The organism is Salmonella sp. NW38, from assembly GCF_051807745.1.
GTDB classification, from domain to species: domain Bacteria; phylum Pseudomonadota; class Gammaproteobacteria; order Enterobacterales; family Enterobacteriaceae; genus Salmonella; species Salmonella enterica.
Genome location: NZ_JAMMTO010000004.1, coordinates 66,250 through 92,307 on the forward strand (window position 1 = coordinate 66,250; position 26,058 = coordinate 92,307).

A 26,058-nucleotide genomic window follows, 5' to 3' on the forward strand; every position below is an offset into this window, starting at 1 on the left:
CCCGGCTTTATTACTTCTTCTTCGCGGCCGCTTTTCGGCGCTTATCCAAATCCTTAATCAGCTTGTTTACGCCCTCATCGGCAAACATGGCCTCAAGAGATGCAGACAATTTCCGCCGCCAGTTTTTATACTGATCGCTGGTGCCCGGTACGTTAACCGGATCGGCCATATCCAGCCAGTCCTCCGGCTGAAGCCCCAACAGACTGCTGTTACTGTCGGCGATATAGCGCTGAAGTCCGCGATTTAGCGTTGGCGTCATCGACATTAACGATGCCTTATGCCCGGCGCGTTTTGGCAGACAGCCATATTTATGCAGCGCGTCCAATAGCCCCTGTTTCGCCCGCTCGCGATCCTCATACAGCCCGCGCAGAATCACTTCATCCGGATAAAGCCCCAGAGCTTTGCCCAACGTCAGGTCACCGCATTCCCAATAGCCGCGCAGCGTGGGGAGATCGTGCGTCGAGGCGACAGCCATCGATTGTTGCGGATATGCACCTGGCGCGCGGAAGTTTTTCTCAAGGTCATTTTCAAACCACAGCACTTTATAAGAATAGACCCCGCTATCGCGCAGCTTGCCGACAATCTCAACTGGCACAGTCCCCAGATCTTCGCCTATCACCATACAACGGTGACGTTGGCTCTCCAGCGCCAGAATAGCCAACAGATCGTCAACCGGATACTGAACATATGCCCCGCGATCCGCGGTTTCGCCATACGGTATCCACCACAGACGCAGCAACGACATGACATGGTCAATGCGCAACGCGCCGCAGTTTTGCATATTGGCGCGCAGCAGGTCGATAAAGGGTTCATAGGTCCGGGCGACAATGATATGCGGGTCCATTGGCGGCAGCCCCCAGTTCTGACCGAGCGGGCCGAGGATATCCGGCGGCGCGCCGACAGATGCTTTCAGGCAGTACAGCTCCCGGTCGCACCAGGTTTCCGCGCCGCCTTCCGCTACGCCAACCGCCAGATCGCGGTACAGACCAATCGGTAGTTTAAAACTCTGGCAGGTATCCCAGCAGGCGGCGAATTGGCGCCAGGCCAGCCACTGAAGCCAGAGGTAAAACTCCACCTCTTCGCGGTGCGCTTCACAGAATTGTTTTACAGCGGGAGACTCTACCGACTGGTACGCCTCCGGCCAGGCTGGCCAGCCCCAGCGCTGCTCATCCTCTTTCACCTGATACGCATGCAGCGCGTCGAATGCCGCCTGCCAGTAAAGGCTCTCGCCTTCGCGGGCGATAAAGTGACGAAACTCCGCCATTTGCGCATCGTCGCGAGCGGCAAACCGCGTCCACGCCATCCGCAGCGCCGTGATTTTCAGCGCGGTAACGGTAGCGTAATCCACCCATTGCGCATCGCGCGCCTGTCGCAGCTTTTGCTGTGTGGCGGGCATTTGCCACCATGACTGCGCCTCTTCGCTCAGGCGGAAATCTTCGACGGCGTTGACGTCGATATATATCACGTTCAGCCAGCGACGAGACGAGGGGCTGTAGGGACTGGCGCTCTCCGGATTCGCCGGATAAAGCGCGTGGATCGGATTCAGGCCGATAAACGCGCCGCCGCGTGTCGCCACATCGACCAGCATCGACTTTAAATCGCCGAAATCGCCAATACCCCAGTTTTTTTCTGAACGCAGAGTATAAAGCTGGACGCAGGCCCCCCACAGTTTTTTCCCCTCCAGTAGCGCCTGCGGCTCATAGCATCGCGGCGGGGCGACGATAATACGGCAGTGCGTACGCTGTTCATCCTGGGTCAACGTCAGGGTGTGGTAGCCCTCCGGCAATGTAGCCGGAAGGTTAAGTTTTTTACCGCCCGTCACGCGGCCTTTGTAATGCACGCCCTCTTCCGTAGTCAGCAGCCAGGCAAACTCACCGTGCCCCTCTACCGGCAACGCCATTTTTTTACCCGCGGTATAAACCTTCACATTCGGCACGACCGTCTGTGGTCCTGTTGTCGTGCCGTGCATCGCCGCCAGCAAACGTCTCTTGGTTTCAGCGCCAATAGACTGCGGTTTGCCATGAGCATTGATGTAACTGGGGCTGATCCCCGCCGCCAGCGCGGCACTATCGAGACGTTTATTTTCCATCGCGCTCCCTTAGCGTTTTGCCTGCCAGATACGGGCCTGATAATCGCGAATAGAGCGATCGGAACTGAACATACCGCAGCGCGCGGTATTGAGGATCGCGGCGCGCGTCCACGCTTCCTGGTCGCGATACAGTGCATCCACCTGCTTTTGCGCCTCGACATAAGCGGCGAAGTCCGCCATGACCAGGTACGGATCGCCCCCCTGTTTGCCGAGGCTATGCAGCATCTGGTCAAAGGCATGTTTATCGCCATCGCTGTATTGACCGCTTTCCAGCTCTTTTAGCACCGCATCCAGCACTTTGTCTTTTTTACGCCATTTCACCGGATCGTAGCCTTTGGCTTTGAGCGCCTTGACCTCTTCCACAGTATGGCCAAAGATAAAGATATTCTCTTCACCCACCTTCTCAGCGATTTCAACGTTAGCGCCGTCCAGCGTTCCCACTGTCAACGCCCCGTTCAGCGCCAGTTTCATATTGCCGGTGCCGGACGCCTCTTTCCCGGCAGTGGAAATTTGCTCGGAAATATCCGCCGCCGGAATGAGCATTTCCGCCGCCGAGACGCAGTAATCCGGCAGGAAAACCACCTTCAGCTTATCACCCACCGCCGGGTCGTTATTAATGGCTTCCGCAACCTTATTGATAGCAAAAATGATGTTCTTCGCCAGGTAATAGCCCGGCGCCGCCTTCGCGCCAAACAAGAATACGCGCGGTACGCGATCAGCCTGCGGGTTTTCGCGGATCTCTTTGTACAGCGCCAGAATATGCAACAGATTCAGATGCTGACGCTTGTACTCATGCAGGCGTTTGATCTGAATATCAAAAATCGCATGGCTCGAAATCTCAATCCCGGTACGGGCCTGGATGAATTTCACCAGCCGTTCTTTGTTCGCCCGTTTGATGTCGCGATACTGCTGACGGAACTTCGCATCGTCAGCGTATTTTTCGAGGTTGATCAACTGGTCGAGATCGTTAGCCCACTCTTTTTTCAGCGTTTTATCCAGCAACGCCGCAAGCTGCGGATTGCACTGTTTGATCCAGCGACGCGGCGTAATGCCGTTGGTGACATTGTGGAATTTGTTCGGCCAAAGCTGGTGATATTCAGGGAACAGATCTTTCACCACCAGATCGGAGTGCAGCGCCGCCACACCGTTGACCGCAAAGCCGCTGACCACGCACATATTGGCCATGCGCACCTGACGGTCATGCACCACCGCCAGTTTTGCCCATACCTGCTTATCGCCAGGCCAGGTGTTATCGACCAGCGTCTTAAAGCGGTCGTTAATCTGCTTGATAATCTGCATATGACGCGGCAGCAGCGCTTTGATTAACCTCTCGTCCCAGCACTCCAGCGCTTCCGGCATCAGGGTATGGTTGGTGTAGGCGAAGGTTTTGCTGGTGATAGCCCAGGCGTCATCCCAGCTCAGCTGGTGCTCGTCAATCAGCACGCGCAGCAGTTCAGGGATGGCAATAGTCGGGTGGGTATCATTTAGCTGAATGACCTCATAATCCGCCAGCTCATGCAGTTTGCGTCCGGCCAGATGATGGCGACGCAGAATATCCGCTACCGAGCAGGCGCACTGGAAGTATTGCTGCATCAGGCGCAGTTTTTTGCCCGCCGTGTGGTTATCGTTGGGATAAAGCACCTTCGTCAGTTTTTCCGCATCGATACCCTGCTGTTCCGCCCGCAGGAAAGCGCCGTCGTTGAATTTGGTCAGATCAAACGGATGCGCGTGGGTCGCCTGCCACAAACGCAGCGGTTGCGCGACACCGTTACGATAGCCTAACACCGGCAGATCCCAGGCCTGGCCTGTAATCACAAAGCCTGGCTCCCAGCGCCCTTCTTTGGTGACTTTACCGCCGATCCCAACCTGGACGTCCAGCGCCTCGTTGTGGCGGAACCACGGATAGCTGCCGCGATGCCAGTCATCCGGCGCTTCCATCTGCTTGCCTTCAACAAATGACTGACGGAACAGCCCATACTGGTAGTTCAGACCATAGCCCGTAGCGGACTGCCCGACGGTGGCCATCGAATCGAGGAAGCAGGCGGCCAGACGTCCCAAACCACCGTTGCCGAGCGCCGGATCGACTTCCTCTTCCAGCAGATCGGTCAGATTAATATCGTGCGCTTTCAGTACATCGCTAACGTCCTGGTACCATCCCAGATTTAACAGGTTATTTCCCGTCAGGCGACCAATCAAAAATTCCATCGAAATGTAGTTCACATGACGCTGGCCTTTTGTCGGCTGCGCTACCGGTTGCGCGCTCAGTAATTCCGCCAGCGCGCCGCTAACGGCCTGCCACCACTGACGAGGCGTCATGTCGGACGCCGACAGTAAACCGAAACGCTGCCACTGACGCGTCAGGGCGGCCTGGAATTGATCTTTATTGAAGGTTGGCTGTGACATAGGAAATCCGTCCTCGGGTAATAAAACAACGTTATCGCTAGTTTGCCAGGCTCGATGTTGACCTTCCTCCTCCCGGCAATGATTAGGGAGGGAGGAGGAGCGGGGATGAGCATAAAAGTGTGATCGCCGCCACTTACCCCTGTATAAACGCGCCGATTCCTGTCAACGACACTCAGTGTTACGCATAATCAAATGAATAAACAGAAATAACAGTAAATCGCGAAGGGGTATTTTCGAAGATTATATGAACGCCGAAATAGTTTCTTATCTGAAATATTCAGCGGCGGGAGATTCACTAACTAAACATAATTAATTAAACGCCTGGTATCGTCATTGTGTTAAATCCGCATCATGTCCAGGACATTATTTACAATAACGAAAATATGACCTCAGCCCAGCTCTGACGCTCGTTTCAACCGCGCTGAATACTTTTTTAATACCGTTATTTAGAATTGTGACAGAGTGCAAATTCAGACACATAAAAAGTCTGCTTAGCTTGCATTAAAATGCTTTCTGGCCGACCTTATATCTATTAATTACGAAGCGCAAAAAAAATCGCAGTTCCCCCCATTTCCCACAGTGAAGTGATTGCTATGTTGATTCCGTCTAAATTAAGTCGTCCGGTTCGTCTCGACCATACCGTGGTTCGTGAGCGGCTGTTGGCTAAACTTTCCGGCGCGAACAATTTCAGGCTCGCCCTGGTAACCAGTCCTGCTGGCTATGGGAAAACCACGCTTGTCTCACAGTGGGCGGCGGGCAAAAATGAATTAGGCTGGTACTCTCTCGACGAAGGCGATAACCAGCAAGAGCGGTTCGCCAGTTACTTAATTGCCGCAATCCAACAGGCCACCGGCGGACACTGCTCTACCAGCGAAGCGATGGCGCAAAAACGTCAGTACGCCAGCCTGACGTCCCTCTTCGCACAGCTCTTTATTGAACTGGCGCAGTGGCATCGCCCGCTTTATCTGGTGATTGACGATTACCATTTGATTACCAATCCGGTGATTCACGACGCGATGCGCTTTTTCTTACGTCATCAGCCGGAAAATTTCACCCTGGTGGTGTTATCGCGTAATTTGCCACAACTGGGCATCGCTAACCTGCGCGTGCGCGATCAGCTGTTGGAAATCGGCAGCCAGCAGTTGGCTTTTAACCATCAGGAAGCAAAGCAATTTTTTGACCGTCGTCTTTCGTCGCCCATTGAAGCCGCTGAGAGCAGCCGCATGTGCGACGATGTGGCCGGTTGGGCCACTGCGCTACAGTTGATCGCCCTCTCCGCGCGCCAGAACCATACCTCTGCGCATCACTCCGCCCGCCGTCTTGCCGGGATTAATGCCAGCCACCTTTCTGATTATCTGGTGGACGAAGTACTGGATAACGTGGATGTCAGCACCCGACATTTCTTACTTAAAAGCGCGATCTTACGCTCAATGAATGACGCGTTGATCGTGCGTGTGACCGGCGAAGAAAACGGCCAGATGCGGCTGGAGGAGATTGAGCGCCAGGGGTTATTCCTACAACGCATGGACGACACGGGCGAGTGGTTTAGCTATCACCCGTTGTTTGGTAGCTTTCTGCGCCAGCGTTGCCAGTGGGAACTGGCGGCGGAACTGCCGGAGATCCACCGCGCGGCCGCAGAAAGCTGGATGGAACAAGGTTTTCCCAGCGAAGCTATACATCATGCGCTGGCGGCGGGTGACGCGCAAATGCTGCGCGATATCCTGCTTAATCATGCGTGGGGGCTGTTTAATCACAGTGAACTGGCGCTGCTGGAAGAGTCATTAAAAGCGCTGCCGTGGGAAAGCCTGCTGGAAAATCCGCGGCTGGTGTTGTTACAGGCCTGGCTGATGCAAAGCCAACACCGCTACAGCGAAGTGAATACGTTGCTGGCGCGCGCCGAGCAAGAGATCAAAGGGGTCATGGACGGCACGCTGCATGCTGAATTTAACGCGCTGCGCGCTCAGGTCGCCATCAACGACGGCAATCCGGAAGAGGCAGAGCGGCTGGCGAAACTGGCGCTGGATGAGCTTCCTCTCGCCTGGTTTTATAGCCGTATTGTCGCGACCTCCGTTCACGGTGAAGTGCTGCACTGTAAAGGCGATCTCAGCCAGTCTTTATCGCTGATGCAGCAAACCGAACAAATGGCGCGCCATCATGACGTCTGGCATTACGCGCTGTGGAGCTTAATTCAACAAAGCGAAATTCAGTTCGCCCAGGGATTCCTGCAGGCCGCATGGGAAACGCAGGAGAGAGCCTTCCAGTTGATCAAAGAGCAACATCTGGAACAACTGCCGATGCATGAGTTTCTGGTACGTATCCGCGCGCAATTGCTGTGGGCGTGGGCGCGCCTTGACGAAGCGGAGGCCTCGGCGCGCAGCGGTATCGCTGTGCTGTCCACCTTCCAGCCGCAACAACAGTTGCAGTGCCTGACGTTACTGGTGCAGTGCTCGCTGGCGCGCGGCGATCTGGATAATGCCCGTAGTCAGCTTAACCGACTGGAAAATTTATTAGGCAATGGTCGTTATCACTGCGACTGGATCTCTAACGCCGATAAGGTGCGTGTCATTTACTGGCAGTTAACCGGCGACAAGAAATCCGCCGCAAACTGGTTACGTCATACGCCCAAACCGGCGTTTGCCAATAACCATTTTCTGCAAGGGCAATGGCGGAATATCGCCCGCGCGCAGATCCTGCTGGGCGAATTCGAGCCTGCGGAAATCGTGCTGGAAGAGTTAAATGAGAATGCCCGTAGCCTGCGCTTAATGAGCGATTTAAACCGCAATCTGCTGTTACTCAATCAGCTTTACTGGCAATCCGGGCGGAAAAACGACGCCCAGCGCGTATTGCTTGATGCCTTACAGCTCGCCAACCGCACCGGATTTATCAGCCATTTTGTGATTGAAGGCGAAGCCATGGCGCAGCAATTGCGTCAGCTTATCCAGCTAAATACGCTGCCGGAGATGGAGCAGCATCGCGCGCAGCGCATCCTGCGAGAGATTAACCAACATCACCGGCATAAATTCGCCCATTTTGACGAAGGCTTCGTCGAGCGCCTGCTTAACCATCCGGATGTCCCGGAGCTTATTCGCACCAGCCCGCTCACCCAGCGTGAATGGCAGGTGTTAGGGCTTATCTATTCCGGTTACAGCAACGAACAGATTGCCGGCGAACTGGCGGTGGCCGCGACCACCATTAAGACGCATATCCGCAACCTCTACCAGAAACTCGGCGTCGCGCACCGTCAGGACGCGGTACAGCACGCGCAGCAGTTGCTGAAGATGATGGGGTACGGGGTTTAAATTAATGCCTAATAAGACAGTCTCTTTAGCACAGCTCTAATTGAATATGGTGGTCGGCAATCACCTGCATCACGCCCGGCGGCGGCAGGGTATCGGTGTAGACCGCATCGACCATACTAATGCTGCCCATGTTTACCATCGCATTACGACCAAATTTAGAGTGATCCACCACCAGCATCACATGGCGCGAATTTTCGATAATTGCGCGCTTGGTGCGTACCTCATGGTAGTCAAATTCCAGCAATGAGCCGTCGCTATCAATACCGCTAATACCGAGAATGCCGAAATCGAGACGGAACTGGGCGATAAAGTCCTGCGTCGCTTCGCCAATAATGCCGCCGTCGCGGCTGCGGAGTTCGCCGCCGGCGAGGATAATACGAAAATCCTCTTTCGCCATTAGCGTGTTCGCTACGTTCAAATTGTTGGTCACGATCCGCAAATTACTGTGCCCTAACAGGGCGTGCGCTACGGCTTCCGGCGTCGTGCCGATATCAATAAACAGCGTTGAACCATTGGGGATCTGGGCCGCGACTTTGCGAGCGATGCGCTCTTTTTCTTCCGTTTGCGTCGCCTTACGATCGTGCCACGGCGTGTTCACCGAGCTGGAGGGCAACGCCGCGCCGCCGTGGTGGCGCAAAATCATATTCTGTTCCGCCAGATCGTTAAGATCCCGACGAATGGTTTGCGGGCTGACAGAAAAATGCTCCACCAGCTCTTCCGTACTGACGTACCCCTGTTTTTTCACCAGTTCAATGATCGCGTCATGCCGTTGTGTTTGTTTCATGAATAATCTCTGAAAGTAACCAACCTTGCGCCGGATAGCGGCATTCGCCCTACCCGGCCTGGAAAAATATCTCGACCACAGGCCGGATACGCCTCACGTTCGTTTTCGCGCATTCAGCGTATCAACAAAGGCCATCGCTAAACCGACGATAAGCCCGGCGATGTGCGCGCCGTTCGCCATAGACATGCCAAACCAGTCAAACCAACCAGCGACTATCCACAATAATGCAAAAATAATTAAGCCGCGCTGGAGGTAAATTCCGCTTTGCGGATCGCGCTCTCCGCGCAGCCACACGTAACCCATCAGCGCATAGACGACGCCAGACAGCCCGCCAAACCACGGGCCGCTAAATTTCTGCTGTACATAGCCGCTTAGCAGCGCGCTTATCACCGTAATGACGATTAATTTACCGCTGCCCAGGCGCTTCTCTACCGCCCCGCCGAGATACCACCACCACAGCAGGTTAAAAAGAATATGCATCAGTGAGAAGTGCATAAAGATATGGGTGAAGTAGCGCCAGAATTCAAATTTTAAAACCGGATCGAACGGCCACGCCAGCCACACCATCACCGTCTGATCGCCGATGAGACTCATCGCGATATAGACCAGCACGCAGGCGAGCATCACGATCCAGGTAACAGGGCCGGCTCGTTCACGCAGCGTGGCGAGAAAGGGAAAACGGCGGTAGCGTAGCCCGCTGTTCGTCTGCCCGGACTGCCAGCTAGCCGCCAGATAACGCGGATCGCCGGGATTTTCTATAAACCGCGCCAGCTCGACCCGCACACGTTCGGCCTGCGATTCATCTGCCAACCAGATATCGCTTTGATTATGTTGCTGAATAGTAAGAATGACGCCCTGGGTGGCCATGTAATCAACAAATGCCTGCGCCACGCGAGGATTCGCAAAGGAAGTAATCATCAACATTATTGCTGTCGCTTAGTCCATACAAAAGAAGACAGTATATATACCCTTCTCGTCGGAGGCTGCATCTTTATGGGATTACGCGCCATTCGCGACATCGGCAGGGAAACGGCGATGCCAGGCCTCAAACCCGCCATCAATGCTGTAAACCGCATCATAGCCTTGCTGGAGCAGATACTGCGCGGCGCCTTTACTACTGTTGCCGTGATAGCACATTACCATCACGGCGGTATCGAAACCATGCTCACGCATAAACGCGCCCAGCGTATCGTTAGTTAAGTGAAACGCCTGCGGCGCATGACCCATGGCATAACTTTGCGGATCGCGAATATCGACCAGCACCGCCGCGCCCTGGTGCAGTTTCTGATACGCCTCTTCTACAGTGATACATTCAAATTGTTCCATGAATCGCTCTTTCATGATTGCCGGTGAAGCCAATTAAGGCATTTTATCGCCCAGTGTACGTTGACGGAGTAGCTTAACGCCATAATGTTATACATATCACTCTAAAATGTTTTTTCGATGTTACCAATAGCGCGTTTCTTTGCTATTATGTTCGATAACGAACATTTTTGAACTTTAACGAAAGTGCAAGAGGGCAGCATGGAAACCAAAGATCTGATCGTGATAGGCGGGGGCATTAACGGTGCAGGCATCGCGGCTGATGCCGCCGGACGCGGTTTGTCCGTACTCATGCTGGAAGCGCAGGATTTGGCCTGCGCGACCTCTTCCGCCAGTTCGAAACTTATCCACGGCGGCTTACGCTACCTTGAACACTACGAGTTCCGTCTGGTCAGCGAAGCGCTGGCCGAACGTGAAGTGCTGTTGAAAATGGCGCCGCACATCGCCTTCCCGATGCGTTTTCGTCTGCCGCACCGCCCGCATTTACGTCCGGCCTGGATGATCCGTATCGGTCTGTTTATGTACGATCACCTCGGCAAACGTACCAGTCTACCCGGTTCCACCGGTGTGCGGTTTGGCGCAGATTCGGTACTCAAACCGGAAATTGTGCGCGGATTCGAATACTCCGACTGCTGGGTAGACGATGCGCGTCTGGTGCTGGCTAACGCACAGATGGTGGTGCGTAAAGGCGGCGAAGTCCTTACCCGTACTCGCGCAACCGCCGCTCGTCGGGAAAATGGCCTGTGGATTGTCGAAGCGGAAGATATCGACACCGGTAAAAAATATGTCTGGCAGGCGCGCGGACTGGTTAACGCCACCGGACCGTGGGTCAAACAGTTCTTCGACGAAGGGATGCATCTGCCGTCACCGTATGGCATCCGCCTGATCAAAGGCAGCCATATCGTCGTGCCGCGCGTCCATAATCAGAAGCAGGCGTATATTCTGCAAAACGAAGATAAACGTATCGTCTTTGTCATTCCGTGGATGGAGGAGTTTTCGATCATTGGCACAACCGATGTCGAATATAAAGGCGATCCGAAAGCGGTAAAAATCGAAGAGAGCGAAATTAATTACCTGTTGAAGGTCTATAACGCGCACTTCCAGAAACAACTGGGGCGCGATGACATCGTCTGGACGTACTCCGGCGTCCGTCCGCTGTGCGATGATGAGTCCGACTCACCGCAGGCGATCACTCGCGATTATACCCTGGATATCCATGATGAAAACGGCAAAGCGCCGCTGCTTTCCGTGTTTGGCGGTAAGCTCACGACCTACCGTAAGCTGGCCGAACACGCGATGGAAAAACTGGCGTCTTATTATCCAGGCATCGGGCCGGCATGGACCAAAACGTGCGTACTGCCCGGCGGCGACATCGACGGCAGCCGCGAAGATTACGCGGCGAAGCTGCGTCGTCGTTATCCGTTCCTGACGGAATCGCTGGCGCGCCACTATTCGCGCACTTACGGTAGCAACACGGAGTGGATTCTCGGCGAAGCTACGTCACTGCTTGATTTAGGCGAAGATTTCGGTCATGAGTTTTACGAAGCGGAACTCAAGTACCTGGTGGATCACGAATGGGTGCGCCGTACTGAAGACGCTATCTGGCGTCGCACCAAAGAAGGCATGTGGCTGACCGCCGAGCAGCAGTCCCGCATCACCCAGTGGCTGGCGGCGTATGTTGAGAAACACCAGCTTTCACTGGCGTCGTAATAAAATCCGGGGCGGTTTATACCGCCCTTTTCGCCACATACCGCATTCACTCGCCGGGTTTTGTACAGCCGGGCATATGATTAGTGATACGGTAGCGCTCGACACTTATTTGGGTAATAAAGAAGGGTTTTGCCAGCGCTTCGCTATTCCAGAGAGTTTTCCCCGTTTTACACCAGCTTTTATGAGAAAAGTTGGCATAATGAACCACGCTCTCCTCCCCCAGCACCCTTTCAAAATGCGCGCGTTTATCACCGTCGGCCACGCTAAAGTCAGCATAAAAAAGATTGCTGTCCAGGTTAAACGTCATTTCTATTTCACTGGCGGACGATGGAAAGAACACAGGCAGCCAGGTCCAGATACCGGACTGCTCGGGTATGGCGGCATAATCAGGAAAATAGCTTACCAGGCGATCATCGCAGGCGGTCAGCACAGCGATGATGCTCAATGCAGCGCCCCACCTCACCATACCGGTAGCCGCCGTCTCTCAAATGGCCAATATACAAAGCGCGCCTGAGCGGCATTGAGGCGAATAAAGACCTCACGCGGCAAATGAAAGCCAGGCCTGGTACACAACTCCTGACAGCTCGTACAACTTTCCTCGCAACCGCTTTTAGCCTGATAGAACCGGGCGTATAGCGTCAACGCCGACTGCTTTTTCCTGAATACCCTCAGGCTATTGTCGTTGTGGTATTTCAAGGCGTCCTTAAATACCTGAAAGATAAAAATATCAGTCGCATCGCCGTACTCACGAAGGCCACGCGTGGCTATCACGCTCCGCTGCTGATGAAAACCCTGCGCGGAAAAAATGACCGTGAAATCATCGAGTGTTTTGATGTCGCAGGTATGAGCTGGCACCACATCAATATAAGGATCGAAGTCCAACGACGCACCGCAGGCGCTAATACGGCTAATCGTATCAGGCTCAAGAGAAAATCCAGGCCAGATACCACTAGATGTTAAGCCAATCCCTAACATGACATCATATACATGCAGCCCTTCCAGCCCCTGCGCGCCCATGAATGCTTCACTCTCGTCGAGGACCTGATTAATCAGCTCAGCAACAATATCTTTATGCCACGAAGTGGATTCACGCCGTGCAATACGAATATCCGCGCCGCTGGCCGGGTCTACGCCTACCCGTTCCACATATAATTTAACATCTTCCATTTAGTCCCTTTATTTCGCGGCCGGATACAGCGGCACATATCCCACATCCTGCACCAACTGTTGTCCCTGCGGGCTTAGAAACCAGTCCACCAGCTTTTGTGTTTCCGCTGTGGGGTGTTCACGGGTGACCATATAAACATCAACCGTGTACGGGTAACTGCCGTTACGAATATTTTCAACCGTCGGCGCAACATCGTTTATCGCCAGTAATTTAATCTCTTTATTGCTGTGCATCTGCGTAGCGTAATAACGAAAGGTATAGCCAATGGCGTTGTGCATATTGCGATACTCAGCCACGATATCCACCATTTCCCCCATCGCGGTTGCCACTGATGTTGTTTGCGCTGGCATCAGCTTTGTTTCTTTCATTACCTTCGCCAGCATCGCCGTTTGGCTGCCAGAGTTTTCTGGTCGCTGCCAGGGCTTAATGTCGATTGCCTCTCCGCCCACCTCATTCCAGTGGGTGATTCTTCCGCTAAAAATGCCGCGAATTTGTACATCACTCAACGATGACACGGGATTGTTTTGGTTGACGATAAACACAAACGCTTCACGTGCAAAGGGGGTGTAAACCAGTTTTACGCCACTGGCCTCGGCCAATTGCTTTTGAGCAGTGGAAGGCTGGGCGACAAAAATAAGATCGGCATTACCGTTAAGGATATTTTGATAGGCTTCAATGGTTCCCTGGTTTTCAAGGTAGTCTTCAGGGCAGATATCATCCGGAAAGCGCGTAAGCGCATAAAAAGCCGAGGCGTATAACGGCAAGCCAGCCGTTGCGCCATCGAGCCGCGGCCAATTTTGAGTGAGCAAAAGTGTCGGTTCATCGCGCAGCCCGGTTAGCTTGTTGCCCCATGTGTGCGCCTGATAATCGCGGAAATAAAGATATTCACTGCTCTCGGGAGCGGGATACTTCACGGCATAAAGATGTGACTGGTATACGGCACAGCTCCCGAAAAACAGCAGGCAAATCACCAGCAGATTACGACAAGAGTAGCCCGCACCGCCGCGTAGCACTCCCCAACGCGCACCGCCATACCCCAATGCAAAACAGAGCTGCGAGCCAACCGGGATGAGCAACACTGCCCATACCCAGCCGTTGAAAAAGGATATTACGCTGGGTACTAACCAAAGCGTTTGCACCACCTGGGCGATGGGTTTACGCCCTATCGCGCGAATATTAAGATCGGTGAGAAACATCAGGATGACCCACCCCATCAGCACCACCAGAGCAGGCATAAGCAGGCAGCAATCACGCCATTCTGGATTTACCTCTGATGCATTTCCCTTTCCCCATATCCGGCCACAGAGAAAAATTAACCCTGCGCCCAGAAGCACTACCGGGATAATGGTCGCCTTCTCAATAGATTGCGCGACGGGGATACTATTTTCAAGAACGCTAATGCACGCCCACGTTCCCCCCACGATAATCGTAATAATGTTCACCAGCAGCGGCACGCCGATAAACGCCATCATGATTGACAAAAAAAGCCACTTAGCATTTTTCATTTTTCTATCCGCTAATCCCTGCGATAGCGGAAGTATAAACCCGGTAGTCCTGAGCACCCCCCATGCATTTTTCTGAAATCGCGACGTTAAAACATTCACGATAGCGGCAGACAGAAGTTGAAAGTTCCGGCTGCCGTTTTTTATTTACAGGCTCACATTAACCTGCAAGATCGATCTTTTTCCGCGCCTGCCCAACAGCATCGGCGGCCCGCAATGCCGCCTGCACAGCCTCCGGCGTAATGGTAAACGGCTCGTTGTGCATCGTTTCCCCAGTTTGACAAGACGCCCTGGCAACGGCCAGCAGTTCATCATCGCTAACGCCAGCCAGACCAATATCCGCCAGCGTGGTGGGCAAGCCTATATCTTCACAAAATTGATAAACCTCCTCGATAAGCTCAGGCGCTCTATCGGTGAGCACAAGCATTGCCAGCGTACCAAACGCAACCTTTTCCCCATGCCAGTATTTGTGCGTGGCGGGCAGTACCGTCAGACCGTTATGAATGGCGTGCGCCGCCGCCAGCCCACCGCTTTCAAAACCGAGCCCGGATAATAGCGTATTCGCTTCGATAACATGTTCGAGCGCTGGAGTAACCTGATGTTGTTCACAGGCAAGCTTCGCCAGACGCCCATAGCGCATTAAGGTGGTGTAGCAAAAGCGCGCCAGCTCAAATGCGGTCATCGGTCCTGGCCTGGTGGTCATATTGCCTGCCCCTTTGATGCGGCAATCTTCCGCTTCAAACCAGGTTGCCAGCGCATCGCCTATCCCGGAAACCAAAAAGCGTACCGGCGCGGCAGCAATAATACTGCTGTCCACCAGCACAAGCGTCGGGTTACGTGGAATCATCAGGTAGCGTTTGAATTGCCCTTCTGGCGTATAGATAACAACCAGTGAACTGCACGGCGCATCCGTTGAGGCCAGAGTAGGAACCACGGCAATAGGCAACCGCAGGCTGGCGCCGGTTGCTTTTGCCGTATCCAGGGTTTTTCCACCCCCCATACCGACAATCACATCGGCGCCAATTTCCTGCGCGCGTGCGGAGATGCGAGCAATTTCCTCATCACTGCACTCGCTACTGAACACTTCGATATCAAATTCAATCACCCCGTGCAGTGCTGTTGCAACCGCATCCCGGTAGGTGTTGTGAACAACAGGATCCTGCAAAATCAGCGCCTTATGACCGAGTGCGGCCAATTCCTGCGGGAGATGCGTTGTCAACGCTCCTTTACCCTGAACATATCGTGACGGAAAGATCGCGGTAGTAACCATTGTTTCTCCTTAAAAAGCATTAAAGTTCAACATACAGAACACAAATTCCACATAAAGAATTTAATGCTGTTTAATCTGAACGCACAATGACCAGGTGAGAGCATAATCTTATCCTGTGAGGCAGCGCACAATTTTGGCGATGTATTAGACCGATGAGCAGTTTCCAGTGGGTTATCCGCTCTTTCTCACTTTATCTCCGTTCATTTTTGAAGCAAATCACAAAATATAACCTTCCTTAGAGTATGGAATTGACGCTATATGAATACGTCGGCATAGTATCAATATACAGAACAGTAGTTCCATATACAGAACACATTTTTGATACTAAAGGGATGCAATGATGAGCATTGAAATAGAGAAACCGACCACACGAGGGCGCTGGCTGCATATTATTCCAGCCACGATCCTCGTTTATATCGTGGCCTATATGGACAGGACCAATATCGCCATTGGGATCGCAGGCGGCATGGATGAAGATTTAGGCATGACGGCTTCTTTTGCCGGTCTGGTCGCCGGGATCTTCTTTATTGGTTATATCTTCCTGCAAATTCCCGGCGGTCAGATAGCCGAGCGGCTAAGCGCCAAAAAGTTAATTGCCTGGACAATCGTCGCCTGGGGTGGCTTTGCCCTGCTGACCGGTTTTGTTCAGACACCGACGCAGTTGTTGATTATCCGCTTTGTGCTCGGCGTGGCGGAAGGTGCTGTGTATCCCGCCATTCTGGCGCTGATTGGCCACTGGTTCCCAAATGAGGAGCGCGCCAGGGCTATCGCCTATTTCCAGATGAACCTGGCCGTCGCTTCTATTATTACCGGGCCGCTTTCCGGCTGGCTTATTGAAACCTACGGCTGGCGGGAGATGTTTATCATCGAAGGCTTGCTCTCTCTGGGACTGCTCTTTGTCTGGCTACCTTTGGTTTCCGATCACCCGCATCAGGCAAAGTGGCTGGATCCGAAAGAGCGCGCCTGGATCGAACAAAAATTGCTGGCCGATCGCGCGTTGAGTATTGGCGGAGAACAAAGCAGCATTCGCGGCGTATTAAAAAGCATCAACCTGTGGAAGCTTGTCGGTATCTATTTCTTCGTACAGGTCGGCTTCTATGGCTTCGCGCTATGGATGCCAAATCTGATTAAACACCTGACCGGCAGCGGCATGACCATCGTTGGGGTACTCACCGCGGCGCCTTACGTTCTGTGCATTATCGGTCAGTATTACATCGCCAAATGGTGTGATAAAACGATGAATCGCCGCCTTTACACGGCTATTCCTCTGCTGGGTTTCGCGGTCTGCCTCGCCCTCTCCTTATTACTGAAAGATAACGTCTGGCTCGCCTACGGCATGATGGTCATTTGCGGATTCTTCCTGCAAGCCTATGCCGGTCCATTCTGGACGCTGCCGCCATTACTCTTCGCCCCCAACGTTCTGGGCGGCGTGCGCGGCACGATCAACGCCCTGGGCAACATCGGCGGCTTTATCGGTCCGTACCTCGTCGGGCTGTTAACGGTGACGTTCTCGCAAACAGCAGGAATGACCGTACTGGTTGCCGCCCTGCTTATCGCTGTTGGACTGCTTTTCAGCTTACCTTCTGTTACCGCTCGTCCTGCAGGTAGCAGCAACACACCTAACACCTCGACGCCGGGTGCGTCACTTAAACAGGAAGGAATCGCCAAATGAGCCAAAAATGTCAACATGCTCGCGACCTGTGGTCGCAGCTCGACGCCCTGCGTCTTGGAATGAATTACAGCAAAGAAGATGTCAATAAACTGCAGGTCCTGGTGGATGATTGCTATGGTGAAAGTCATCCGGGCAGTTTCCATCTTAACCAACTGGGCGATGAAGCCGTGCTGGGTGTTCATGAAAGCGGCGGTCGCGCGGTCCGTCACCATGTAACGGATATCTGCGACGGCTGGGGTCAGGGCCACGATGGGATGAATTACATCCTGGCATCTCGAGAAGCTATTGCCAACATGGTCGAAATTCATGCCTCAGTGGTGCCTTATGATGCCGGTATTCTGATCTCAAGCTGCGATAAATCTATCCCGGCGCATCTGATTGCCGCCGCACGCCTGAACCTGCCGCTACTGCATATTCCCGGCGGTTCTATGCGTCCGGCACCGAATATGAGTACTTCTGACCTCGGTGGGATCACTGCTAAGTTGAAGAAAGGCGAAATCGGCATTCAGCAAGTCGAAGCCATGCAGCAATGCGGTTGCCCCACCGCCGGAGCCTGCCAGTTTATGGGAACGGCCAGTACCATGCAGTGCATGTCGGAGGCCTTGGGGCTGGCCCTGCCAGGCAGCGCTTTGCTGCCATCGACCCTGGCGGAAATTCGCCGCGTTGCCAGAACTGCAGGCCACCAGGCGCTGTATCTGGCGGAGAAAAATATCACCACCCATAAGATCCTGACTCCTGCGGCGTTTGAAAATGCTATCAAAGTCCATGCTGCTATTGGTGGCAGCACCAATGCGATGATCCACCTTCCGGCCATCGCTCATGAACTTGGATGGGAGCTGAAGCCCGAACTGTTTGATCGGATCAATAACGAAATCCCTTATCTGACCAATATTCAGCCCAGCGGTGAATACGTTACCGAAATGATGTGGTTCGCTGGCGGCGTGCCAATGGTGCAATGGTATCTGCGCGATTATCTGGATCTTGATGTTCTTACCGTGACTGGCCGTACGCTCGGCGACAACCTGGAAATGCTCCATCAATCTGGCTTCTTTACCCGTAACCACGGTTACCTCAACAATTACAAAGTCAGTCCGGAGGAGGTGATCCGTAAACCAGAAAATGCCACCAAAAAAGGGTCGATTGCGGTACTGAAAGGCAACATCGCGCCTGAAGGAGCGGTCATTAAATACGCGGCCTGTGCGCCGGATATGCACCACCATACCGGTCCTGCTCGGGTCTTTAACTCCGAAGAAGACGCTCAGCAGGCCATCATCCATAACCATATCGAACCCGGCGACGTCATTTTCATTCGCTACGAAGGCGCAAAAGGCTCTGGCGCACCGGAAATGCTGATGACAACCGATGCCATCGTGTATGACAAACGCCTCGACGGAAAAGTCGCATTGATTACCGACGGTCGTTTCTCTGGAGCGACCAGCGGGCCATGTGTCGGACACGTCTCGCCAGAAGCCGCTGATGGCGGGCCGATTGCCCTGGTGGAAGATGGTGATTTAATCGAAATGGATGTGAAAGGCCGCAAGCTCAATATTGTAGGGATCGACGGGGTGCCTAAAACAGAAGAGGAAATACGCCGCTGTCTTGAAGAGCGTCGAGCAAGCTGGAAGAAACCTGATTATTCAAACCGTCGCGGCGTCTTTAAACAGTTCACCGCTAATGCAACATCATTAATGGCCGGAGCCTGGCTTAAATAATATCCCTGGCGGGCTACGGCTCGCCTGTTTTAAGGATCAATACATGACTCAGATTACGAAATTTCACGGCGTATTTCCGCCAGTTCCGACCATTGTTAATGCGCAGGGAGAGTTAGATAAAGTCGGCATGGCAACCTTGCTGGATCATCTTATTGCAAGCAAGGTCAATGGCGTATTACTGCTGGGCAGCGGGGGGGAATTTTGCCATATGACCAATGCGCTGCGTCTGGAAACCGCAGAGTTTTGCGTCCGTCATATTAACCGCCGTATTCCAGTACTATTAGGTATTAGCAGCACCAGCACGCAGGAAGTGATTGAGTATGGTCAGCATGCCGACCGACTCGAAGTCGATGCCGTGCTGGTACTCAATCCCTACTATGCCAGATTGACCGATGAGTATATTTATCATCATTTCAAAACCGTGGCTAATAACATAAAAAGCCCGGTGATTCTCTACAACTTTCCAGCATTGACGGGACAGGACCTTAGCGTTGATTTAATTACCCGGCTGGCGCAGGATCACCCCAATATTATCGGCATTAAGGATACCGTTGATAATATCAGCCATATTCGTGAAATCATCAATAATGTCAGGCCAGTGCGTCCGGACTTCGTTATTTTCTCCGGCTATGATGAATATATGATGGATACGCTTATCTTAGGCGGCAACGGCGGGATCCCAGCGACAGCAAACTTTGCGCCGCAGCTAACCTGCGGGATCTACCGCGCGTGGTGTGAAAAAGAGTATGAGACAATGTTCGGATTACAGCGCCGGCTGTCCGCGCTTTCCACTATTTACAGCCTGGATTCACCTTTCTTCGGGATAATCAAAAAGGCAATTCAGCTTAGCGGAGTCGATATTTCAACTCATGTAATGCCCCCCGTTTTGCCGGCAAATGAAGAACATATTTCGAATTTGAAGCAGATCTTACAGCGTGCGGGACTTTAAGCGATGACGAAAGCGGGCTTCTTGCCCGCTGTGTCTTTTTATTTCAGCACATCAGACGCGTCAGGCTACGGCTGGCATCCATCATCAGCGTAGCAAGCGACTCGCGTTTATCATCGGGGATCTGGAACGTAACGCCGGATACGCTCAGGGCGGCGATCACTTTCCCCTGCGTATTGAATACCGGCACCGCAATGCAGCGCACGCCAAGGGAGTCTTCTTCGTTATCATAACCCCAGCCGCGACGGCGAATTCCTGCTAACTCCTGCTTAAGGATATTCACATCCGTGATCGTCGTATCCGTAAAACGCGTTAATATCTGATCTGGAGGCAGCAACTCCTCCAGCTCTTCCCCGCTAAGCCATGCAATCAGCACCTTTCCCAGCCCTGAGCTATGTAATGAGAGGCGCTTGCCCTCCCAGCTTCGAATCACAATAGCCTGTGGGCTTTCGACTTTCAGAAGGTAAATAGGGGCATCGCCCTCCAGAACGCCAAGATGGCAGGTCAGGCCGGTGTTATCGCGAATCTCTTCAAGAATCGGTAACGCGATTTTTTTAATATCATACTGTTCCGCCGCTTTATTACCTAATTCATACAGGCGTAGCCCCAGATAATACTTGTCTTTTTCCTGGCGTAATAACCCATGCTCCACCATGCCGTTGAGCAAAGATGAGGTACTGCTTTTCGCAATCCCTGAATTTTGATGGATCTGGGTAAACGTTGCGCCATCGCACTCCAGAAGGTAAGCAAATACGCGCATAATTTTATCGAGAGCCGGAATAGATGTCGTAATCTTTTTCATATTATTATCAATTAATTATGGATTTTTCTGCTAATACTATACACCAGTACTCAACCCTTTTTCCATGACAGAGACCAAGTGCCGCTAACAGATTCAGCAGACGAATATCGGCATACCCCCCGAATATACCACGATAAAAAACGGGGCCGTTTGGCCCCGTTCTCAAGCGTTAAACCGCTACAACCGCACCGGATCAATATGCCAGATATTTTCGGCATACTCTTTGATGGTTCTGTCCGATGAGAAGTAGCCCATATTGGCAATGTTGAGCATCGCTTTCGTCGTCCACTCTTCCGGGCGACGATACAACTCATCCACCTTATCCTGGCAGTCCACGTAGCTGCGGTAGTCCGCCAGCACCTGATAGTGATCGCCAAAGTTAATCAGCGAATCTACCAGATCGCGGTAACGGCCTGGCTCTTCCGGATTAAAGACGCCGCTACCAATCTGCGTCAGTACCTGATGTAGCTCTTCATCTTTTTCATAATAGTCGCGAGGCTTATAACCCTGCCTGCGCAACGCTTCCACCTCTTCGGCAGTATTACCGAAGATAAAGATATTCTCCTCGCCGACATGCTCCTGCATCTCAACGTTCGCGCCATCCAGCGTACCAATGGTGAGCGCGCCGTTCAGGGCAAATTTCATATTACTGGTACCGGAAGCTTCTGTCCCTGCCAGAGAAATCTGCTCAGACAGGTCGGCAGCGGGAATGATCACCTGCGCCAGGCTGACGCTGTAGTTCGGGATAAACACCACTTTCAGCTTGTCGCCAATCTGCGGATCGTTGTTAATCACTTTCGCTACGTCGTTGATCAGATGAATAATGTGTTTTGCCATGTAATAGGCGGAAGCCGCCTTACCGGCAAAAATATTCACCCGCGGCACCCAGTCGGCCTCCGGATTTTCTTTAATGCGGTTATAGCGGGTAATGACATGCAGTACGTTCATCAACTGCCGCTTGTATTCGTGAATACGCTTAATCTGCACGTCGAATAACGCTTTAGGGTTCACCACCACATTCAGTTGTTGCGCTATCACTACCGCCAGCCGCTTTTTATTTTCCAGCTTCGCCTGACGCACCGCATGATTGACCAGCGGATAATCACAATGCTGCTTCAGCTCGCTGAGCTGACTAAGATCGGTACGCCAGGTACGACCAATATTCTCATCCAGCACGTCAGACAGCGGCGGGTTTGCCAGCGCCAGCCAGCGGCGCGGCGTAACGCCGTTAGTGACGTTACAAAAACGGGTCGGGAAAATCTTCGCAAAATCAGCGAACAGCGACTGCACCATCAGGTTGGAATGGAGTTCAGAAACGCCGTTGACTTTATGGCTGACCACCACCGCCAGCCAGGCCATCCGTACCCGGCGACCGTTCGACTCATCAATAATCGACGCTCGTCCAAGCAGGCTGGTATCGTTGGGATATTGCTCTTGCAACGTTTTCAGGAAATAGTCGTTAATCTCGAAGATAATCTGCAGGTGACGGGGCAGAATCTTCCCCAGCATATCGACAGGCCAGGTTTCCAGCGCCTCGCTCATCAGCGTATGGTTGGTATAAGAGAAGACCTGACAGCACACCTCAAACGCGTCGTCCCAGCTAAATTTATGTTCATCAATCAGCAGACGCATCAGCTCCGGAATTGACAGCACCGGATGGGTATCGTTGAGGTGAATGGCGATTTTATCCGCCAGATTCTCATAGGTTTTATGCAGTTGATAATGACGGTGCAGGATATCCTGTACCGTCGCCGAGACCAGAAAATACTCCTGGCGCAAGCGCAGCTCGCGTCCGGAATAGGTGGAATCGTCCGGGTAGAGCACCCGTGAAACGTTCTCAGAGTGGTTTTTATCTTCCACCGCCGCAAAGTAGTCGCCCTGGTTGAATTTACCGAGGTTGATTTCACTACTGGCCTGCGCATTCCACAGCCGCAGTGTGTTAGTGGCGTCGGTGTCGTAACCGGGGATGATCTGATCATACGCGACGGCCAGAATCTCTTCCGTCTCAATCCAGCGCGCTTTTTTACCTTCCTGCTGAATGCGACCGCCAAAAAGCACCTTATAGCGCGTATTGTGGCGCTTGAACTCCCACGGGTTGCCATATTCCAGCCAGTAATCCGGAGATTCTTTTTGCCGCCCGTCGACAATATTCTGCTTAAACATGCCGTAATCGTAGCGAATGCCATACCCGCGACCCGGTAATCCTAGCGTCGCCAGCGAGTCCAGGAAGCAAGCCGCCAGCCGTCCTAAGCCGCCGTTGCCAAGCCCTGGGTCATTCTCTTCATCGATCAGCTCTTCGAGATCTAAGCCCATGGCCTCCAGCGCGCCTTTAACGTCGTCATAAATGCCCAGCGAAAGCAGCGCGTTAGAGAGGGTACGACCAATCAAAAACTCCATCGACAGGTAATAAACCTGCCGGGTTTCCTGCGATAATTGGGCTCGATTAGAACGCAGCCAGCGCTCCACCAGACGATCGCGCACCGCGAACAATGTGGCGTTCAGCCATTCATGTTTATTGGCAATGACCGGGTCTTTACCAATCGTAAACATCAGCTTATAGGCAATAGAATGCTTAAGCGCCTCAACGCTGAGTGTGGGCGATGCATAAGTAAACGGAGCATTCATATAAATGATTCCTGGATGACTATTTCAAGCGATAGTACAGCTCGCGGTATGATTTCGCGGCAACTTGCCAGCTAAAATCCATCGCCATCGCCTGCCGTTGTACAAACCGCCAAAGCGAAGGCCGTGACCACAACACAAAAGCACGCCGAATCGCGCGTAGCAACGACCAGGCGTTACTGTCTTCGAAGACAAAACCGCTGGCGATACCGTCCGCCAAATTTTCCAGCGAACTGTCGGAGACCGTATCGGCCAACCCCCCGGTACGCCGCACCAGAGGCAGCGTGCCATACTTTAAGCCATATAACTGCGTTAAGCCGCACGGTTCGAAACGACTGGGCACCAGAATAACGTCCGCGCCGCCCATAATGCGATGCGAGAAAGCTTCGTGATAGCCGATCTGTACGCCAACCTGCCCTGGGTGTTCCGCCGCCGCCGCGAGGAACCCCTCCTGAAGCACCGGATCGCCCGCGCCGAGTAGCGCCAACTGCCCGCCCTGCTCCAGCAGCCCCGGTAACGCCTCCAGCACCAGATCCAGACCTTTCTGGTTGGTCAGACGGCTTACCACGGCGAACAGCGGCACTTTGTCGTTAACCTTTAACCCCATCGCAATTTGTAGCTGACGTTTGTTTTCCGCCTTCTCTTCCAGGGTATCGCGCGTGTAGCGCGACGCCAGCAGCAGATCGGATTCCGGGTTCCAGATTTTCTCATCCACGCCGTTCAGTATGCCGGACAAGCGCCCTTCCAGATGACGCTGGCGCAGCAGGCCTTCCATACCATAAGCAAACTGCGGTTCGGTAATTTCACGCGCATAGGTCGGGCTCACCGCCGTAATATGGTCGGCATAGTACAAACCGGCCTTCAAAAAGGAGAGTTGTCCGTTGAACTCCAGCCCATGCATATTAAAGAATGACCACGGCAGTTCGATGTCATCCATATGCTTTGCATAAAACATGCCTTGATAGGCCAGGTTGTGTACGGTAAAGACCGATTTCGCCGGCCGCCCGCGCGCTGCCAGATAGGCGGGCGCCAGCCCGGCGTGCCAGTCATGGGCGTGCACCACGTCGGGGCGCCAGAATGGATCAAGTCCGCAGGCCATTTCACAGCCGACCCACCCTAACAGGGCAAAGCGCAGCACGTTATCGGTATAGGCATATAAATTCGTATCGTGATAGGGACTGCCTGGACGCTCGTACAGATGCGGCGCGTCGATCAGATAAATGCCCACGCCGTTATAATGCCCGAACAGCAGCGATATCTTACCTGCGAAAGTATCGCGGCGGCTCACCACATGCGCGTCGGGTATCCCCCGACGGATATCGGGAAACCCTGGAAGCAGAACGCGAACATCAACACCATCCGCAATTTGTGCCGCAGGCAACGCGCCTATCACATCCGCCAGACCCCCAGTCTTCAGCAGGGGGAACATCTCTGAACATACATGTAAAACCTGCATTATCGCTCCTGTTTGACCTGCAGTTTGCGCAGCATTTCACGCGTGACCAGTACAATACCTTCTTCTGAACGGTAGAAACGACGAGCGTCCTCTTCCGCATTTTCACCAATCACCATGCCTTCCGGGATAATACAGGCACGGTCAATAACACAGCGACGTAAACGGCAGGAGCGTCCTACCCAAACCTCAGGTAACAACACTGCCGAATCAATATTACAAAAAGAATTTATTCTCACCCGTGGGAAGAGCACAGATTGCACCACCACCGAACCGGAGATAATGCAGCCGCCGGAGACCAGCGAGTTCAGCGTCATACCGTGGCTACCGGAGCGGTCCTGCACGAATTTCGCAGGCGGTAGCGATTCCATATGCGTACGAATAGGCCAGTTCTGGTCATACATATCCAGCTCCGGCGTCACCGAGGCTAAATCCAGGTTCGCCTTCCAGTAAGCTTCCAGCGTACCTACATCGCGCCAGTACGGTTCGGCTTGCGGATCGGACTGCACGCAGGAGAGCGGGAAAGGATGCGCGTAAGCCATACCTTCTCGGGTGATTTTGGGGATAATGTCTTTACCGAAATCGTGGCTGGAAGCGTCATCTTTATCGTCTGCCGCCAGCAATTCATACAGGTAATCGGCGTCAAAAACGTAAATGCCCATACTGGCCAGCGATTTGCTGGCGTCACCAGGCATTGCGGGGGGATTCGCCGGTTTTTCGACAAAATCAATAATCTTGTCGCTTTCATCGACCGCCATCACGCCGAACGCCGTCGCTTCTTTGATCGGCACCGGCATACAGGCCACCGTGCAACGCGCGCCCTTTTCAACGTGATCGATCAACATACGCGAGTAGTCCTGCTTATAGATATGATCGCCTGCCAGGATGACGACATATTCCGCTTTATAGCGACGAATAATATCCAGGTTCTGGGTCACCGCGTCTGCCGTGCCGCGATACCAGTTTTCGCCCTTCATACGCTGTTGAGCTGGCAGCAGATCGACAAATTCGTTCATCTCTTCGCTAAACAGTGACCAGCCGCGCTGAATGTGCTGCACCAGCGTGTGGGACTGATACTGAGTGATCACGCCGATACGGCGAATCCCGGAGTTCAGACAATTAGATAAGGCGAAATCGATGATGCGGAACTTCCCACCAAAGTGGACGGCTGGTTTGGCGCGTTTGTTCGTTAAATCTTTTAGACGCGTGCCGCGGCCGCCAGCCAGGATTAGGGCAACAGATTTCAGTGGCAGCTGGCGCGCCAACATTACACGATCGTTCTTCTCTAAACTCACCATGATTA

General features: G+C 53.2%; 17 protein-coding genes and 1 pseudogene. 5 read left to right on the top strand and 13 right to left on the bottom strand.

Annotated features, from left to right (window positions below):
* Nucleotides 1-10: 10 nt before the first annotated feature.
* The gene (gene malQ, locus NA624_RS08690) at nucleotides 11-2,089 is read right to left on the bottom strand and encodes a 4-alpha-glucanotransferase (protein ID WP_000428736.1); all 2,079 of its coding nucleotides are present in this window, start codon (nucleotides 2,087-2,089) and stop codon (nucleotides 11-13) included.
* Nucleotides 2,090-2,098: 9 nt separating this feature from the next.
* Nucleotides 2,099-4,492 carry a maltodextrin phosphorylase gene (gene malP, locus NA624_RS08695; RefSeq protein ID WP_000082250.1) on the bottom strand — a complete coding sequence of 798 codons (2,394 nt, stop codon included), beginning with the start codon at nucleotides 4,490-4,492 and terminating at the stop codon, nucleotides 2,099-2,101.
* Nucleotides 4,493-5,085: 593 nt separating this feature from the next.
* Here malP and malT point away from each other — a divergent pair.
* The gene (gene malT / locus NA624_RS08700) at nucleotides 5,086-7,791 is read left to right on the top strand and encodes an HTH-type transcriptional regulator MalT (RefSeq protein ID WP_000907030.1); all 2,706 of its coding nucleotides are present in this window, start codon (nucleotides 5,086-5,088) and stop codon (nucleotides 7,789-7,791) included.
* A gap of 25 nt (nucleotides 7,792-7,816) precedes the next feature.
* Here the strand turns inward: malT and NA624_RS08705 are convergent, their stop codons facing one another.
* The 3 genes from NA624_RS08705 to glpE all read right to left on the bottom strand — a co-directional run bounded on the left by NA624_RS08705 (nucleotide 7,817) and on the right by glpE (nucleotide 9,901).
* A complete protein-coding gene (locus tag NA624_RS08705) occupies nucleotides 7,817-8,575 on the bottom strand; it encodes a DeoR/GlpR family transcriptional regulator (protein ID WP_000815084.1) in 759 nt (252 codons plus the stop codon).
* Between the two features lie 93 nt (nucleotides 8,576-8,668).
* Complete coding sequence (gene glpG / locus NA624_RS08710) at nucleotides 8,669-9,499, bottom strand: rhomboid family intramembrane serine protease GlpG (RefSeq protein WP_000928701.1); 831 nt, start codon at nucleotides 9,497-9,499, stop codon at nucleotides 8,669-8,671.
* 75 nt (nucleotides 9,500-9,574) lie between these two features.
* Nucleotides 9,575-9,901, bottom strand: coding sequence for a thiosulfate sulfurtransferase GlpE (gene glpE, locus NA624_RS08715; RefSeq protein ID WP_000434523.1), 327 nt, complete (start codon nucleotides 9,899-9,901; stop codon nucleotides 9,575-9,577).
* 198 nt (nucleotides 9,902-10,099) lie between these two features.
* Between glpE and glpD the strand changes: the two genes are divergently transcribed.
* Nucleotides 10,100-11,608 (top strand): glycerol-3-phosphate dehydrogenase, encoded by a 1,509-nt coding sequence (glpD, locus tag NA624_RS08720; protein WP_000448178.1) that lies wholly within the window; start codon nucleotides 10,100-10,102, stop codon nucleotides 11,606-11,608.
* A 46-nt stretch (nucleotides 11,609-11,654) separates the two neighbouring features.
* Here glpD and NA624_RS08725 read toward each other — a convergent pair.
* From NA624_RS08725 to NA624_RS08740, 4 genes and pseudogenes are all read right to left on the bottom strand, one after another.
* A pseudogene (locus NA624_RS08725) lies at nucleotides 11,655-12,074 on the bottom strand (hypothetical protein); the annotation flags it as partial.
* A complete protein-coding gene (locus tag NA624_RS08730) occupies nucleotides 12,068-12,775 on the bottom strand; it encodes a hypothetical protein (RefSeq protein ID WP_000390363.1) in 708 nt (235 codons plus the stop codon). The pseudogene NA624_RS08725 and the gene NA624_RS08730, both read right to left, overlap by 7 nt.
* Nucleotides 12,776-12,784: 9 nt before the next feature.
* The gene (locus NA624_RS08735) at nucleotides 12,785-14,281 is read right to left on the bottom strand and encodes a PstS family phosphate ABC transporter substrate-binding protein (RefSeq protein WP_000786191.1); all 1,497 of its coding nucleotides are present in this window, start codon (nucleotides 14,279-14,281) and stop codon (nucleotides 12,785-12,787) included.
* A 157-nt stretch (nucleotides 14,282-14,438) separates the two neighbouring features.
* A complete protein-coding gene (locus NA624_RS08740) occupies nucleotides 14,439-15,548 on the bottom strand; it encodes a glycerol dehydrogenase (RefSeq protein ID WP_000258837.1) in 1,110 nt (369 codons plus the stop codon).
* 337 nt (nucleotides 15,549-15,885) lie between these two features.
* Here NA624_RS08740 and NA624_RS08745 point away from each other — a divergent pair, with 337 nt between their 5' ends.
* The 3 genes from NA624_RS08745 to NA624_RS08755 are packed head-to-tail and all read left to right on the top strand — an operon-like array spanning nucleotide 15,886 to nucleotide 19,881.
* Complete coding sequence (locus NA624_RS08745) at nucleotides 15,886-17,220, top strand: MFS transporter (protein ID WP_001518078.1); 1,335 nt, start codon at nucleotides 15,886-15,888, stop codon at nucleotides 17,218-17,220.
* A complete protein-coding gene (gene ilvD / locus NA624_RS08750) occupies nucleotides 17,217-18,932 on the top strand; it encodes a dihydroxy-acid dehydratase (RefSeq protein WP_000078497.1) in 1,716 nt (571 codons plus the stop codon). The genes NA624_RS08745 and ilvD overlap by 4 nt, the downstream gene beginning before the upstream one ends.
* 43 nt (nucleotides 18,933-18,975) lie before the next feature.
* Complete coding sequence (locus NA624_RS08755; RefSeq protein ID WP_000192193.1) at nucleotides 18,976-19,881, top strand: dihydrodipicolinate synthase family protein; 906 nt, start codon at nucleotides 18,976-18,978, stop codon at nucleotides 19,879-19,881.
* Nucleotides 19,882-19,924: 43 nt separating this feature from the next.
* Here NA624_RS08755 and NA624_RS08760 read toward each other — a convergent pair whose 3' ends face one another.
* The 4 genes from NA624_RS08760 to glgC all read right to left on the bottom strand — a co-directional run bounded on the left by NA624_RS08760 (nucleotide 19,925) and on the right by glgC (nucleotide 26,053).
* Nucleotides 19,925-20,680: an IclR family transcriptional regulator gene (locus NA624_RS08760; RefSeq protein ID WP_000724553.1), complete on the bottom strand. Its 756-nt coding sequence runs from the start codon at nucleotides 20,678-20,680 to the stop codon at nucleotides 19,925-19,927.
* Between the two features lie 177 nt (nucleotides 20,681-20,857).
* On the bottom strand, nucleotides 20,858-23,305 hold the full coding sequence (gene glgP, locus NA624_RS08765) for a glycogen phosphorylase (protein WP_000993424.1): 2,448 nt from the start codon (nucleotides 23,303-23,305) through the stop codon (nucleotides 20,858-20,860).
* Between the two features lie 19 nt (nucleotides 23,306-23,324).
* Nucleotides 23,325-24,758: a glycogen synthase GlgA gene (glgA, locus tag NA624_RS08770; RefSeq protein ID WP_001197669.1), complete on the bottom strand. Its 1,434-nt coding sequence runs from the start codon at nucleotides 24,756-24,758 to the stop codon at nucleotides 23,325-23,327.
* A complete protein-coding gene (glgC, locus tag NA624_RS08775) occupies nucleotides 24,758-26,053 on the bottom strand; it encodes a glucose-1-phosphate adenylyltransferase (RefSeq protein WP_000253995.1) in 1,296 nt (431 codons plus the stop codon). The genes glgA and glgC overlap by 1 nt, the downstream gene beginning before the upstream one ends.
* Between the last annotated feature and the right edge of the window lie 5 nt (nucleotides 26,054-26,058).

Bases quoted from the DNA above. Each gene is read 5' to 3' on its own strand.
- malQ (WP_000428736.1), bottom strand. From the start codon at position 2,089: ATGGAAAATAAACGTCTCGATAGTGCCGCGCTGGCGGCGGGGATCAGC.
- malP (WP_000082250.1), bottom strand. From the start codon at position 4,492: ATGTCACAGCCAACCTTCAATAAAGATCAATTCCAGGCCGCCCTGACG.
- malT (WP_000907030.1), top strand. From the start codon at position 5,086: ATGTTGATTCCGTCTAAATTAAGTCGTCCGGTTCGTCTCGACCATACC.
- NA624_RS08705 (WP_000815084.1), bottom strand. From the start codon at position 8,575: ATGAAACAAACACAACGGCATGACGCGATCATTGAACTGGTGAAAAAA.
- glpG (WP_000928701.1), bottom strand. From the start codon at position 9,499: ATGTTGATGATTACTTCCTTTGCGAATCCTCGCGTGGCGCAGGCATTT.
- glpE (WP_000434523.1), bottom strand. From the start codon at position 9,901: ATGGAACAATTTGAATGTATCACTGTAGAAGAGGCGTATCAGAAACTG.
- glpD (WP_000448178.1), top strand. From the start codon at position 10,100: ATGGAAACCAAAGATCTGATCGTGATAGGCGGGGGCATTAACGGTGCA.
- NA624_RS08730 (WP_000390363.1), bottom strand. From the start codon at position 12,775: ATGGAAGATGTTAAATTATATGTGGAACGGGTAGGCGTAGACCCGGCC.
- NA624_RS08735 (WP_000786191.1), bottom strand. From the start codon at position 14,281: ATGAAAAATGCTAAGTGGCTTTTTTTGTCAATCATGATGGCGTTTATC.
- NA624_RS08740 (WP_000258837.1), bottom strand. From the start codon at position 15,548: ATGGTTACTACCGCGATCTTTCCGTCACGATATGTTCAGGGTAAAGGA.
- NA624_RS08745 (WP_001518078.1), top strand. From the start codon at position 15,886: ATGATGAGCATTGAAATAGAGAAACCGACCACACGAGGGCGCTGGCTG.
- ilvD (WP_000078497.1), top strand. From the start codon at position 17,217: ATGAGCCAAAAATGTCAACATGCTCGCGACCTGTGGTCGCAGCTCGAC.
- NA624_RS08755 (WP_000192193.1), top strand. From the start codon at position 18,976: ATGACTCAGATTACGAAATTTCACGGCGTATTTCCGCCAGTTCCGACC.
- NA624_RS08760 (WP_000724553.1), bottom strand. From the start codon at position 20,680: ATGAAAAAGATTACGACATCTATTCCGGCTCTCGATAAAATTATGCGC.
- glgP (WP_000993424.1), bottom strand. From the start codon at position 23,305: ATGAATGCTCCGTTTACTTATGCATCGCCCACACTCAGCGTTGAGGCG.
- glgA (WP_001197669.1), bottom strand. From the start codon at position 24,758: ATGCAGGTTTTACATGTATGTTCAGAGATGTTCCCCCTGCTGAAGACT.
- glgC (WP_000253995.1), bottom strand. From the start codon at position 26,053: ATGGTGAGTTTAGAGAAGAACGATCGTGTAATGTTGGCGCGCCAGCTG.